The organism is Microbacterium petrolearium, from assembly GCF_054782875.1.
Genome location: NZ_BAAGRQ010000014.1, coordinates 55,660 through 68,934, shown reverse-complemented (window position 1 = coordinate 68,934; position 13,275 = coordinate 55,660). Strand labels below are relative to the sequence as shown.

Here is a 13,275-nt window from a genome sequence, read left to right as displayed (position 1 = left end):
GGATCGGCCGCGCCCGGCGCGGCGCCGGCGCCCGCTGCGCCCCTGGCAACGCCGACGCCCGCCGCGCCCGCGCCGCCGGTCGAGGCCGCGCCGCCGGCAGAGGCCGACGCCGGGGCACCGCAGGAGCCCGAGGCGGGGCCGGCGCCCGTGCCCGCCGAACAGGGCGGCACCGAGGGCCCCTCCGGCGGCGCGCCCGCGCCGCTCACGCTCGAGGCCATCCGCGCGGCCTGGCCGCAGGTCATGGAGCGCCTGCGCGAGGCGGCGCCCGAGAGCGCGCGCCTCGTGGCCGTCTCGACGGTGGCCGAGGTGCAGCCGGGCGACGTGCTCATGATGTCGTTCCCGAGCCAGGCGGCAATGAACGGCTTCCGCGGGGCGGCGAGCGATGACCTGCGCACCGCGATCCTCGGCGTGCTCGGCGTGCGCGTGAAGTACCGCGCCCGGGTCGACGCGCCGCCGTCGGACGACGTGCCGCCGCCGCCCGACGACGACCCCGATCCGGGCCCGGACGACGAGCCTGCCGGCCCCGCCGCGCCGCCGCGGCAGGCCGCCTACGCGGCCCCGCCCGCCGCAGGGTGGGCCGTGGCGCCCATCCCGGGCTCGATCGCCCCGATGGCCCCGCCGTCGCTGGCCGTCGACGACGACCCGGAGGAGGTCGCCGCGGGCGCGCGCGTCGCCACGCTCGAGCGCGACGGCGCCGTGATGCCGGACGAGCCGCCCGTGGACGCCGACGACGAGCCGGAGCCGCTGCCGGAGCGCCCCACGGTGCAGCGTCGCCAGGTGCTCGTGCCCGAGGGCGTCGAGCGCCGCGGCGAGGCCGTGGTGCGCCAGATCCTGGGCGCCCGGTTCCTGCACGAAGAGCCCTACGAGCCGCCCACGCGGTTCGCCTGATCCGGACGGACCCCCGCATGTACGACGGCATCGTCCAAGAGCTGATCGACGAACTCGGCCGCCTTCCCGGCATCGGGCCCAAGTCGGCCCAGCGCATCGCCTTCCACATCCTGCAGACGCCCTCCTTCGACGTGTCGCGCCTGTCCGAGCTGCTGCGCGAGGTGCGCGAGCGCGTGCGGTTCTGCGAGATCTGCGGCAACGTGTCCGAGCAGGACCGCTGCGCCATCTGCCGTGACCCGCGCCGCAATCCCGAGCTGATCTGCGTGGTCGAGGACGCGAAGGACGTCTCGGCGATCGAGCGCACGCGCGAGTTCCGCGGCCTGTACCACGTGCTCGGCGGCGCGATCAGCCCGATCGCGGGCGTGGGTCCCGACGACCTGCGGATCGCGCAGCTGATGCAGCGCCTCGCCGACGGCACGGTCCAGGAGGTCATCATCGCGACCAACCCGAACCTGGAGGGCGAGGCGACGGCCGCGTACCTCAGCCGGCTGCTCGCGTCGATGCAGATCCCCGCGTCGCGCCTCGCGTCGGGCCTGCCCGTCGGCGGCGACCTGGAGTACGCCGACGAGGTCACGCTGGGCCGCGCCTTCGAGGGCCGCCGCCGCCTCTGAGCGGCATCCGCGGCGCTGTCGCGGATCGAGACCACCGGATCGGCACCCTAGGATGGACGATCAGGCGCACCCGTACGCGCCGGATCACCGGGAGTTACACGTGGCCCTGATCGTGCAGAAGTTCGGCGGCTCGTCCGTCGCCGACGCCGAGAGCATCAAGCGCGTCGCCAAGCGCATCGTCGACACGCGCCGCGCCGGCCACGACGTGGTCGTCGCCGTCAGCGCGATGGGCGACACGACCGACGAGCTGCTGGATCTGGCGAACCAGGTGGCGCCGGTGCCGGCGCCGCGCGAGCTCGACATGCTGCTCTCCAGCGGCGAGCGCATCTCCATGGCGCTGCTCGCGATGGCGATCCACTCGATGGGCTACGAGGCCCGCTCGTTCACGGGCAGCCAGGCGGGCATGATCACGACGGCCGATCACGGATCCGCCCGGATCGTCGACGTCACCCCGGTGCGCCTGCGCGAGGCGCTCGACGACGGCGCGATCGTCATCGTCGCCGGGTTCCAGGGCTTCAACCGCGACACGCGCGACATCACCACGCTGGGACGCGGCGGCTCCGACACCACCGCGGTCGCCCTCGCGGCGGCCCTGGGCGCCGACGTCTGCGAGATCTACAGCGACGTCGACGGCATCTTCACCGCCGACCCGCGCGTCGTCCCGCTCGCGCGCAAGCTCGACCGGGTCTCGGCCGAGGAGATGCTCGAGCTCGCCGCGAACGGCGCGAAGGTGCTCTACATCCGCGCCGTCGAGTACGCGCGGCGTCACGGCGTGCTCATCCACGCCCGATCCACGTTCACCTCGAACGACGGCACGTACGTGCTGGGCGAGGGGATGACCGATCCTCGCCTCACCGAAGGAGCAGACATGTCCGACGCCATCGGAATGGAAGAGCCCGTCGTCACGGGTGTGGCCACCGACCGCAGCCAGGCGAAGGTCGCCGTCGTGGGCGTGCCCGACGTGCCCGGCTCGGCCGCCGCGATCTTCACCCTCGTGGCCAAGACGGGCGCGAACATCGACATGATCGTGCAGAACGCGCAGTCCGCCCAGCCGGGCCGCACCGACATCTCCTTCACCCTGCCCAAGCAGCAGGCGGTCGACGTCGTCAAGGCGCTCGCGGCCGAGCGCGACGCGATCGGCTACGAGAACCTCGTGCACGATGACCAGGTGGGCAAGCTCTCGGTCGTCGGGGCCGGCATGCGCACCCACTCGGGCGTCTCGGTGACGCTGTTCGAGGCGCTCAGCAGGCACGGGATCAACATCGACATGATCTCGACGAGCGAGATCCGCATCTCGGTGATCCTGGGCGAGAACGAGCTGGACGAGGCGGCGCGCGCCGTGCACACCGCGTACGGGCTGGACGGCGACATCGAGGCCACCGTCTACGCGGGCACCGGCCGGTAGGGGCGGGTCCGGGGCGCGGGGCGTCCGGGTAGAATCGACCAACCCCGCGCTCGATCAGAGGAACCGCCATGACCCGCATCTCCGATTCTGGACTCTCCGTCGCCGTCGTCGGCGCCACCGGACAGGTGGGCGGGGTCATGCGCGAGATCCTGGCCGAGCGCGCGTTCCCCATCCGCGAGCTGCGCTTCTTCGCGTCGCCGCGCTCGGCGGGCACCGCGATCGAGTGGAACGGCCACACCGTCGTCGTCGAGGACATCGCCACCGACGACCTCGGCGGCATCGACATCGCCCTGTTCTCGGCCGGGGGCGCGGCGTCGAAGGAGCACGCGCCCCGCTTCGCCGCCGCCGGCGCCGTCGTGATCGACAACTCCAGCGCGTGGCGCATGGATCCCGAGGTCCCGCTCGTCGTGGCCGAGGTGAACCCGCACGCCGCGGCCGACGCGCCCAAGGGGATCATCGCCAACCCCAACTGCACGACGATGGCCGCCATGCCCGTGCTGAAGCCCCTCGACGCCGAGGCGGGGCTCGAGCGGCTGATCGTCTCCACGTACCAGGCCGTGTCCGGATCCGGCCTGGCCGGCGCCGAGGAGCTGCTCGGCCAGGTGGAGGGCGTGCTCGCGCAGGGCGACACGCTTCGGCTCGTGCGCGACGGCTCGGCCGTGGACTTCCCGGCGCCGCAGAAGTACGTCGCGCCGATCGCGTTCGACGTCCTGCCCCTCGCCGGCAACCTCGTCGACGACGGGCTGAACGAGACGGACGAGGAGAAGAAGCTCCGTAACGAGAGCCGCAAGATCCTCGAGCTGCCCGATCTGCGCGTGGCCGGCACGTGCGTGCGTGTGCCCGTGTTCACCGGCCACTCGCTGAGCATCAACGCCGAGTTCGCGCGCGAGCTCACGCCCGAGCGCGCACGCGAGATCCTCGCCGACGCCCCCGGCGTGGCGCTCGAGGAGGTGCCCACGCCGCTGCAGGCAGCCGGCAAGGACCCGAGCTTCGTCGGCCGCATCCGCGCCGACCAGTCCGCGCCCGAGGGTCGGGGCCTGGTGCTGTTCGTCTCCAACGACAACCTGCGCAAGGGCGCCGCCCTCAACGCCGTGCAGATCGCGGAGCTCGTCGCCGCGCGCATCGGCGTCGCCGCGGCCTGACCCCCATCGGACCCGCATCCGCGAAGGAACGCGCGTTCTTTCGCCACGGGTGTGGTCCGGGCCGTCTGAGCGCCGCCGTAGGATTGTCTGGTGAGTGAAACTGTCGATGTCGTGCTCATCGGCGGCGGCGTCATGTCCGCCACGCTGGGCACTCTCCTGAAGGAACTGCAGCCCGACTGGAAGATCGTGGCGTTCGAGCGCCTCGGCGAGGTCGCGCAGGAGAGCTCCAACCCCTGGAACAACGCCGGCACGGGCCACGCCGCCCTGTGCGAGCTGAACTACATGCCCGACGCGGACGATCCCGCCAAGGCGATCGGCATCAACGAGCAGTTCCAGCTCAGCCGCCAGCTGTGGGCCTCGCTCGTCGAGCGCGGCATCCTCGACGCGCCGTCGACCTTCATCAACGCGACGCCGCACATGACGTTCGTGCAGGGCGAGAAGGACGTCGCCTACCTGAAGCGCCGCTACGAGACGCTCAAGGAGCAGCCGCTGTTCGCGGGCATCGAGTACAGCGAGGACTCGCGCGTCATCAACCAGTGGGCGCCGCTGCTCATGCAGAAGCGGCGCAAGGGCGAGCCGTTCGCGGCCACGCGCGTGCCGTCGGGCACCGACGTCGACTTCGGCGCGGTCACGCGCCAGCTCTTCGATCACCTCGTCGAGGGCGGGCTGGATCTGCGCCTCGACACCGAGGTGAAGAAGCTCAAGCGGGCCAAGGACGGCACGTGGGACGTGCGCTACCGCAACCGCGTGGGCCGCACCCCGGGATCGCTCAAGGCCCGCTTCGTCTTCGTGGGCGCGGGCGGCTGGGCCATCAAGGTGCTCCAGTCGGCGCGCATCCCCGAGATCAAGGGATACGGCGTGTTCCCGATCGGCGGTCAGTTCCTCAAGACGACCAAGCCCGAGCTCGTCGCCAAGCACCGCGCGAAGGTCTACTCGCAGGCCGCCGTGGGCGCCCCGCCGATGTCGGTGCCGCACCTGGACGCGCGCATGGTCGACGGCGAGGGATCGCTGCTGTTCGGCCCCTTCGCCACGTTCAGCCCGAAGTTCCTCAAGACGGGCAGCATGCTCGACATCGTGCAGCAGGTGCGCCCGAGCAACATCGGCTCGATGCTCAAGGTGGCCGTCACGAACCTCGACCTCGTGAAGTACCTCGTCACGGAGCTGCTGAAGACGCGCGCGAAGAAGATCGACAGCCTGCGCGAGTTCGTGCCGGACGCCGACGGCGCCGACTGGGAGCTCATCCAGGCCGGTCAGCGCGCCCAGGTGATGAAGGGCGGCAAGCTGCAGTTCGGCACCGAGGTGGTCGCCGCCGCGGACGGATCGATCGCGGGCCTGCTCGGCGCCTCGCCGGGCGCCTCCACGGCCGCGCCGATCATGCTCGACGTGCTGCAGCGCTGCTTCCCCGACCGCTTCGACGCGTGGAAGCCGCACCTGCAGGAGCTCATCCCCACGTTCGGCACGACGCTCAACGGCGACGCGCGGGCGGCCTCGGCCTCGATGTCGACCACGGCCGAGAAGCTCGGCCTCCCGGCCTGACGCGCTTCCGGCGCCCCGCCGCCGTCGGACGACGGGCGGCTGCGGTGGTCGCTTCATCTCCGCGGCCTGCGGCCGCTCCGTTCAGCAACCGATCGGATCAACCCCACGGTTGCTGAACGAAGATGAAGCGACCACCGCAACTCCCGCGCGCAGCGGCCGCCGGGGGCTACTCGTGCGGCTGATCGCGCAGCTTCGGCAGGGGCTGCGTCTCGATCTCGGCGTGCTCGGCCATCTCGCGCCGCTCGGCGAGCGGGAACGAGACCTTGAACGTGGCGCCGCCGCCCGGGGTGTCCTCGACGGCGACCGAGCCGTGGTGCGCCTCGACGATCGAGGCGACGATCGCGAGCCCCAGGCCGCTGCCGCCCGTCTCGCGGGCGCGCGAGGTGTCGGCGCGCCAGAAGCGCTCGAAGATCTGCTCGCGGATGGCCTCGGGCACGCCCTCGCCGTGGTCGACGACGGCGATCCACCCCATGTCGCGGTCCGGATCCACGCCCACCTCGAGCTCGATGGGCGAGCCGCCTCGGCTGTAGCGGCGGGCGTTGCCGAGCAGGTTGGTCACCACCTGCCGCACCTTGTTCTCCTCGCCGAGCACGATGGGCGGCATCGCCACCATCCGCCCACGGGGCTCCGAGAAGTCCATGGCCGGCGCGTCCTCGCCCGCCTCGGCGGCCGCCCGCCGGCGGCGCAGCCGGTCGATCGTCGCCGCCGTGACCCGCTCGATCGCCGACGTCGCCGGATGGCGGCGCCGCTGCTCGTGGCTCCCGTCCCGGCGCCCCTCGTCGGAGCCCGCGTCGTCCGTCGCCTCGCGCACCGTGGGGACGGGGCCGGTGAGCGCCTCGAAGGTGCGGTCGATCACCGTCACGGCGCGGGACGGATCGGCGGCCCGCGTGTCGAGCGCGAGGTCGCGCGCGACGCGGCGCAGGTCGATGGGCGCGATGTCGAGCTCGCGGCGCTCGTCGAGGCGCGCCAGGGCCAGCAGATCCTCCACGAGCACGCCCATGCGCGTGGCCTCCTTCTCGATCCGCTCCATCGCCCTCGCGGTGTCCTCGGGAGTCTGGATCGCCCCCATCCGGTACAGCTCGGCGTAGCCGCGCACGCTCACGAGCGGGGTGCGCAGCTCGTGGCTGGCGTCGCCGATGAACCGACGCATCTGACGCACGGTCGCGTCGCGCTGCGAGATCGACGCGTCCACGCGGTCGAGCATCGTGTTGATCGCCTGCTTCAGCCGGCCGATCTCGGTGGTCGGCTCGATGTCGGTCATGCGCTGGTGGAAGTCGCCGCCGGCGATCGCCATCGCCGTCGACTCCACCTGCCGGAAGCGGCGGAACGTGAGCGTCACGAGCCAGCGGGTGCCGAAGGCGCCGGCGACGATCGTCATGAGCGCGACGAACGTGAACACGGCGAAGTAGGTGCGCACGACGCTGATGACCTCGGCGTGGGGCAGGGCGATGATCTGGCTGTAGAACGCGTTCTTCCCCGCGGGCTGGACGATCCCCACCGAGGCGCGGAACTCCGAGCCGTCCGCCCCCTTCAGCCCGAATCGCTCCGAGGTGAGCGGCTGGGCCTGATCGAGCGTGAGCGTGTCGGGGAACTCGGGCGGCACCGCGTCGCTGCGCAGGCCGCCCGCCGAGGCCACGAAGCGGCCGTCGGGGTCGTAGAGGGCGATGAAGTACTCGGTGCGCAGGTCGTCGAGATCCCCCTCGCCCTCCGCGGCGTCGAGCACGCGCTCCGCCAGCGTGTCGCTCTGCACGAGCTGCACGACCGACTCGTCCACGTTCGACAGCAGGGCGCTGTAGAGCACGAAGGAGGTGCCGACGCCCGCGACGAACAGGCCGATCGCCAGCACGGCCACCGTGACGCCGGTGACCTTCGCCCGCAGGCTGATCCGCCGCCACCAGCGGGTGAGGGCGTCGGGTTCCTTGGACAGGATCGTGCCCTACGAGGCCTTGTCGACCTTGAGCATGTAGCCGAAGCCGCGCTTGGTCTGGATGAGCGGCTCCGCGGCGTGCGGGTCGATCTTGCGGCGGAGGTAGGAGATGTAGCTCTCGACGATGCCGGCGTCGCCGTTGAAGTCGTACTCCCACACGTGGTCGAGGATCTGCGCCTTCGACAGCACCCGGTTGGGGTTGAGCATGAGGTAGCGCAGCAGCTTGAACTCCGTCGGGCTCAGCTCGATCTGCGTGTCGCCCACGTACACGTCGTGCGTGTCCTGATCCATCGTCAGCTCGCCGGCGTGGATCACCTGCTCCTCCTCCTCGCTCTGCATGGTGCGGCGGAGGATCGCCTGGATGCGCGCCACGATCTCGTCGAGGCTGAACGGCTTGGTCACGTAGTCGTCGCCGCCGGCGTTGAGGCCCTTGATCTTGTCCTCGGTCTCGTCCTTGGCGGTGAGGAACAGGATCGGCGCGGTGTAGCCGGCGTCGCGCAGGCGCTTGGTGACGCTGAACCCGTTCATATCGGGCAGCATCACGTCGAGCACGATGAGGTCGGGCTCCTCCTCGAGGACGGCGGAGATGGTCTGCGCGCCGTTGATCACGGTCTTCACCTGGAATCCGGCGAATCGCAGGCTCTGCGACAGGAGATCCCGGATGTTCGGCTCGTCATCGACAACGAGGATGCGCGGTGCGGTCATGGCCCCATTATGTCGGCCGGATCGATGATCGGGCTGGAAATCGCGACGGATCGGCCGAAAGCGAACACGCGCGCTCTGTCGTTCAGGCAGCGGCGACGAGATCCTCGACGTCCAGGATCGTGTAGCTGTAGCCCTGCTCGGCGAGGAAGCGCTGGCGGTTCTGGGCGAAGTCCTGGTCGACCGTGTCGCGGGCGATGAGGGTGTAGAAGCTCGCCGTCTGCCCGTCGCTCTTCGGCCGCAGCAGGCGGCCGAGGCGCTGGGCCTCCTCCTGGCGCGACCCGAAGGATCCGGACACCTGGATCGCGACGGACGCGTCCGGCAGATCCACCGAGAAGTTCGCGACCTTCGACACCACGAGCACCGGGAGCGTGCCGTCGCGGAACGCCTGGAACAGCTGCTCGCGCTCGTCCACCGGCGTGGAGCCGGTGATCTTCGGCGCGTCGAGGGCCTGCGAGAGCTCGTCGAGCTGGTCGAGGTACTGGCCGATGACGAGCACCTGCTCGCCGGCGTGGCGCGCGATGATGTCGCGCACGACGTCGATCTTCGCCGGCGCGGTCGCGGCCAGGCGGTAGCGGTCCTCGTCGGCGCTCGCCGCGTACTCCATGCGCTCGTCGGCGGGCAGGTCGACGCGCACCTCGTAGCAGGCGGCCGGGGCGATGAACCCCTGGGCCTCGATCTCCTTCCACGGCGCATCGAAGCGCTTGGGGCCGATGAGGCTGAACACGTCTCCCTCGCGTCCGTCCTCGCGCACGAGGGTGGCGGTGAGGCCGAGGCGGCGGCGTGCCTGCAGGTCGGCGGTGAGCTTGAACACCGGGGCGGGCAGCAGGTGCACCTCGTCGTACACGATCAGGCCCCAGTCGAGCGCGTCGAGCACGTCGAGGTGCGCGTACTGGCCCTTCCGCTTGGACGTGAGGATCTGGTAGGTCGCGATCGTGACGGGCTTGATCTCCTTGACCTGGCCCGAGTACTCGCCGATCTCCTCGGCCGTGAGCGTGGTGCGCTTGAGCAGCTCGTCGCGCCACTGGCGTGCGGAGACGGTGTTGGTGACGAGGATGAGCGTGGTCGTCTTCGTCGCCGCCATGGCCCCCGCGCCCACGAGCGTCTTGCCCGCGCCGCACGGGAGCACGACGACGCCCGATCCGTCGGCGCGGAAGGTGTCGACGGCCTGCTGCTGGTACGGGCGCAGCGCCCAGCCGTCCTCGTCGAGCGCGATCGCATGCGGCGTGCCGGGCGTGTACCCGGCCAGGTCCTCCGCGGGCCAGCCGATCTTCAGCAGCTCCTGCTTGATGTGCCCGCGCGCCCACGCGTCGACGACGAACGTGTCGGGCGCCGGCTGCCCCACGAGCAGCGGCTGGATGCGCTTGTTGCGCGAGACCTCCGCGAGCACCGCGCGATCGGTCGACTTCAGCAGCAGCTCGCCCTCGGCGCCGCGCTCGATCGTGAGCCGGCCGTATCGGTTCACCGTCTCGCGGATGTCGGTGGAGACCGACGGCGGCACGGGGAAGCGGCTCCACCGGTCGAGCGTCTGCAGCATGTCGTCGGCCGTGTGGCCGGCCGCGCGCGCGTTCCACAGCCCGAGCCGCGTGATCCGGTAGGTGTGGATGTGCTCCGGCGCGCGCTCGAGCTCGGCGAAGACGGCGAGATCGTGGCGCGCCGATTCCGCGTCGGGGTGCGCCGCCTCGAGCAGCACCGTGCGGTCGCTCTGGACGATCAGGGGACCATCAGACATAGCGAACGAGTCTACCGCCGTGCGGTGAACGGGGCATCGGCTCGTGGGCGCACTCCGCCGATCGACGCGGGGCCGACATCCCTGCCCCGCGCGCTTACGCGCGGCGGACGGAGGCGATCGAGCGGATCGGCAGGGTGCGCTCGACGTCGGCGCCGCGGTCGAGTCCGCGCAGACGGCCGCCGCCCAGGCCGGTCGCCTCGAGCGTGAACTCGCGCGTCGAGCCGTCGGGGAGCGAGACCGCCACGATGAGGGTGGCCTTCTCGCGCACGGCGGCGTCGAGCTCGCGCTCCAGCCACGCGGCGTCGGCGTCGGCCGACTCCGACTCCCGCAGGCGGGCGATCAGCGGCGCGTAGCGGTCGGCGTCCGGCGCCTCCTCCGGCGCGAGCCGGTGCCGGCGCAGGGCGACCGCCTCGCCCTCCTCGTCGATGACGATGACGGGGTAGCGCGCATCGGCGAGCGCCCAGTAGACGGCGGCCCGGTCGGCGCGGGTGCGCAGCAGCCGGCCGTCGGGCACGAGGCCGAGCGCGCGCAGCGCCTGATCGACCGCGATGGTGTCGAGCAGCTGGTGGTCGCGGCTCGAGACGACGGTGTGGCCGGTCTCGGGATCCAGCGAGATGCGGACGAGCCCGTGCCGCTCCGCGGTGCGCTCGATCAGGTACGCGAGCGGCTGCGGCAGGCCCGTGAGAGACAGCTCCGCGAGGAAGCCGCGGATGCCCTCGGCGGTCTCTCCCGCAGAGAGCGCCTGCCCGATCGACGCCTCGGTGAACCGGTAGGTCGACGCCTGCGCGTGCGACTCGCGCACCGACATGCCGCGCAGCCTCACGTCGAGCTCGGGGGCCAGCGGCCCCGGCGAGATCGCCGTCAGGTCGTTCTGCAGGAACACCCGATCGACCTCGTGCGGCAGGAGCGCCAGCAGGGGAGCGGGGTCGGGTGCGGCGCCGCCGCGCGCGGGCGCGGCCCACTCCGGCTCGCCGCCGTCCTCCGCGACGAGGCCCACGAGGCGCCACAGCGCGATCCAGCTCGCCGCGCGCTCGGGCCACTCGGGGTCGAGGGGATACGCGTCCGGCCACAGCTCCGGATCGATCCAGCCGCCGTCGGCGCGCAGCCCCGCGGGCAGCGCGCCCCGCAGGGCCGCCACGAGCGACGACCAGCGCTCGCCGGTGGAGCGGCGGATCCACTCCGCCCCCGCGGGCGTCACGAGCCAGCGTCGCTCCTGCCCGCGCAGCAGTCCGGCGAGCTCGGCGGCGCGCACGAGCGCGTCGGCGTCGGCGCCGTCGCGCGCCAGCTCCTCCTGCACGAGGCGCTTGCGCTCGGTGGCGGCCAGGCCCGTCGCGACGCGCCCCAGGGGCACGCGGAGGGCGTCGATCAGCAGATCGGCCAGCGCGGTCGTCGCCGTGAACGCGCGCTCGGCGGCGTGGGCGGCGGCGTCGGCCGACGCCGGCTCGGGCGTGCGCAGGGGCGTCGGCGTGACGACGTCCGGCAGCGCGGCGGCGACCGGGGCGAAGGGGCGGCCGTCGGCGTCGGTCAGCCCCAGGAGCTCGGGGCCGGAACCGGAGCGCAGCGCGTGCAGGTCGTCGCGGGGCAGCGCGCGCAGGGCGACCGCGATCGAGCCGGTGTCGAGCAGGGCCTCGGCCGCGTCGAACCAGCTGCGCCACGCCGCGTGGGGTGACACCCTCCGGGCGCCCAGCAGTCGGGCGATCTCGCCGTCCTCTCTGGCGGCGAGACGCTCCGCGAGCGTGCGCGCTTCGGCTACCACGCGATCCGGGGCATCAGGACGGGCGGTCCGACGCCCGTCCCCTTCGGATCATCGACATGATCAGCAGCGCGAAGATGAGCAGGAACCCGATCGGCAAGCCGATCATCGGGATCGTCGCGATGATCGGCCACGCGCCGCGGCCGAAGTCCTCGGACTCCAGGCCAGCGGCGTCGGCGATCAGGAGCGCGAAGAACGAGGCCACCGACAGCACGATCACGCCGAGCGACATGAACGTGAGGATCCGATCGATGCGACGGACCGGGGCCCCGTCGGCGGGCTGCTTGCTGCTCATCCCGACCAGGATACGCGTCGCCGGCGGATGGGTAGGCTGGAAACGGGGAGCGGCGACGTGCCGCACCCGCATCCGTCCGCACGATCGCTCAGCAAGAGGTGTCCCATGCCCACCGGCAAGGTCAGGTTCTACGACGAGGAGAAGGGCTTCGGCTTCATCGCCTCGGACGACGGCCAGGACGTCTTCCTGCACGCCAGCGCGCTTCCGGCCGGCACCGTCCCGAAGCAGGGCGCGCGCGTCGATTTCGGCATCGCCGACGGACGCAAGGGCCCCCAGGCCCTCTCCGTCCGCGTGCTCGAGGCGCCCCCCACGCGGGTGAAGCCCAACCGCAAGAAGGCCGAGGACATGGCGGTCATCATCGAGGACCTCGTGAAGATGCTCGACGGTGTGGGCGAGGACCTGCGTCGCGGCCACTACCCCTCGAACAGCCACGCCCGCAAGGCCGCCGCCGTGCTGCGGAGGGTCGCCGATGAGCTCGACGTCTGACACGCCAGACGACGCCCCCGAGGGGGACGTCGTGCCGGAGTCCGAGGTCCCCTCGACGGGCGAGGCGATCGCGGCGGACGAGGCGACCGCGGATGCCGGGGCGGACGCGGATGCCGGGGCGGACGTGAACGAGGCGGATGCCCAGGCCGAGGAGCCGGGGCAGGTCGTCGCCGACACGCGGCTGCTCGAGGCCCACGACCTCGCGCTCGAGGCGCTGCGCGAGATCACGCCGGCCTCGTCGATCGGCGCCCCCGCGGGGCACCGGGTCGAGCCGGACGGGGTCGTCTCGCTGCTCTTCGAGAACACGCTGCCCGGCTACCCCGGCTGGTACTGGACGGTCTCGCTCGCCGTGGTCGAGGGCGCCGAGCCGACGGTGCTCGAGGCCGAGCTGCTTCCCGGTGAGGGCGCGCTGCTCGCGCCGGAGTGGGTGCCCTGGTCGGTGCGGCTGAAGGAGTACCAGGCCGCTCAGGCCGCGGCCGAGGCCGCGAGCCGGGCGGCGTCGGGCACCGCCGACGGCGCCGAGGCTGACGAGGACGACGAGGACGACTTCGATGAGGACGACCTCGATGAGGACGACCTCGATGAGGACGACCTCGATGAGGACGACGGCCTGGACGACGACCTCGACGCGGACGCATCGCCGGTGCTGCACGCGGGCGACGTGGACGGCGTCGACATCGACGAGCTCGACGAGGACGACCCGGACGAGGACTCCGGCGAGGCCGACGACTCCGACGAGGACGACGAAGAGGACTGACGTCGCCGCGTTGATGAGTCGCGGCCTCGGCTCGCTGCGCT

Annotated in this window: 11 protein-coding genes and 1 pseudogene; 7 read left to right on the top strand and 5 right to left on the bottom strand. The window is 72.2% G+C overall.

The genetic code is table 11. The features are described from left to right. The 5 genes and pseudogenes from ACYVJ0_RS11240 to mqo all read left to right on the top strand — a co-directional run. A pseudogene (locus ACYVJ0_RS11240) lies at positions 1–888 on the top strand (DNA polymerase III subunit gamma and tau); the annotation flags it as partial. A gap of 17 nt (positions 889–905) precedes the next feature. Further along, the gene (gene recR / locus ACYVJ0_RS11235; protein WP_449854772.1) at positions 906–1,499 is read left to right on the top strand and encodes a recombination mediator RecR; all 594 of its coding nucleotides are present in this window, start codon (positions 906–908) and stop codon (positions 1,497–1,499) included. Between the two features lie 100 nt (positions 1,500–1,599). Next, the gene (locus tag ACYVJ0_RS11230; protein ID WP_460817896.1) at positions 1,600–2,904 is read left to right on the top strand and encodes an aspartate kinase; all 1,305 of its coding nucleotides are present in this window, start codon (positions 1,600–1,602) and stop codon (positions 2,902–2,904) included. Positions 2,905–2,972: 68 nt separating this feature from the next. After that, complete coding sequence (locus ACYVJ0_RS11225; protein WP_460817894.1) at positions 2,973–4,046, top strand: aspartate-semialdehyde dehydrogenase; 1,074 nt, start codon at positions 2,973–2,975, stop codon at positions 4,044–4,046. 90 nt (positions 4,047–4,136) lie between these two features. Then, positions 4,137–5,582 (top strand): malate dehydrogenase (quinone), encoded by a 1,446-nt coding sequence (mqo, locus tag ACYVJ0_RS11220; RefSeq protein WP_460817892.1) that lies wholly within the window; start codon positions 4,137–4,139, stop codon positions 5,580–5,582. 166 nt (positions 5,583–5,748) lie between these two features. Here mqo and ACYVJ0_RS11215 read toward each other — a convergent pair whose 3' ends face one another. The 5 genes from ACYVJ0_RS11215 to ACYVJ0_RS11195 form a co-directional block, all read right to left on the bottom strand. Then, positions 5,749–7,434 (bottom strand): sensor histidine kinase, encoded by a 1,686-nt coding sequence (locus tag ACYVJ0_RS11215; protein ID WP_460817891.1) that lies wholly within the window; start codon positions 7,432–7,434, stop codon positions 5,749–5,751. Between the two features lie 84 nt (positions 7,435–7,518). Continuing rightward, the gene (locus ACYVJ0_RS11210; protein WP_261165162.1) at positions 7,519–8,214 is read right to left on the bottom strand and encodes a response regulator transcription factor; all 696 of its coding nucleotides are present in this window, start codon (positions 8,212–8,214) and stop codon (positions 7,519–7,521) included. Between the two features lie 82 nt (positions 8,215–8,296). Further along, positions 8,297–9,943: a DNA repair helicase XPB gene (locus ACYVJ0_RS11205; protein WP_449854777.1), complete on the bottom strand. Its 1,647-nt coding sequence runs from the start codon at positions 9,941–9,943 to the stop codon at positions 8,297–8,299. A gap of 94 nt (positions 9,944–10,037) precedes the next feature. Further along, complete coding sequence (locus tag ACYVJ0_RS11200; RefSeq protein WP_460817888.1) at positions 10,038–11,699, bottom strand: helicase-associated domain-containing protein; 1,662 nt, start codon at positions 11,697–11,699, stop codon at positions 10,038–10,040. Between the two features lie 13 nt (positions 11,700–11,712). After that, a complete protein-coding gene (locus tag ACYVJ0_RS11195) occupies positions 11,713–11,991 on the bottom strand; it encodes a multidrug ABC transporter ATPase (protein WP_460817887.1) in 279 nt (92 codons plus the stop codon). Between the two features lie 105 nt (positions 11,992–12,096). Between ACYVJ0_RS11195 and ACYVJ0_RS11190 the strand changes: the two genes are divergently transcribed. Both ACYVJ0_RS11190 and ACYVJ0_RS11185 read left to right on the top strand, forming a co-directional pair. Beyond that, on the top strand, positions 12,097–12,477 hold the full coding sequence (locus ACYVJ0_RS11190) for a cold-shock protein (protein WP_460817885.1): 381 nt from the start codon (positions 12,097–12,099) through the stop codon (positions 12,475–12,477). Further along, positions 12,461–13,234 (top strand): DUF3027 domain-containing protein, encoded by a 774-nt coding sequence (locus ACYVJ0_RS11185; RefSeq protein ID WP_460817883.1) that lies wholly within the window; start codon positions 12,461–12,463, stop codon positions 13,232–13,234. Before ACYVJ0_RS11190 ends, ACYVJ0_RS11185 begins: the two co-directional genes overlap by 17 nt. Positions 13,235–13,275 lie beyond the last annotated feature (41 nt).

Coding starts and splice junctions, on each gene's coding strand:
- ACYVJ0_RS11210 (WP_261165162.1), bottom strand. CDS start 8,214: ATGACCGCACCGCGCATCCTCGTTGTCGATGACGAGCCGAACATCCGG.
- ACYVJ0_RS11205 (WP_449854777.1), bottom strand. CDS start 9,943: ATGTCTGATGGTCCCCTGATCGTCCAGAGCGACCGCACGGTGCTGCTC.
- ACYVJ0_RS11190 (WP_460817885.1), top strand. CDS start 12,097: ATGCCCACCGGCAAGGTCAGGTTCTACGACGAGGAGAAGGGCTTCGGC.
- ACYVJ0_RS11185 (WP_460817883.1), top strand. CDS start 12,461: ATGAGCTCGACGTCTGACACGCCAGACGACGCCCCCGAGGGGGACGTC.
- ACYVJ0_RS11195 (WP_460817887.1), bottom strand. CDS start 11,991: ATGAGCAGCAAGCAGCCCGCCGACGGGGCCCCGGTCCGTCGCATCGAT.
- ACYVJ0_RS11225 (WP_460817894.1), top strand. CDS start 2,973: ATGACCCGCATCTCCGATTCTGGACTCTCCGTCGCCGTCGTCGGCGCC.
- recR (WP_449854772.1), top strand. CDS start 906: ATGTACGACGGCATCGTCCAAGAGCTGATCGACGAACTCGGCCGCCTT.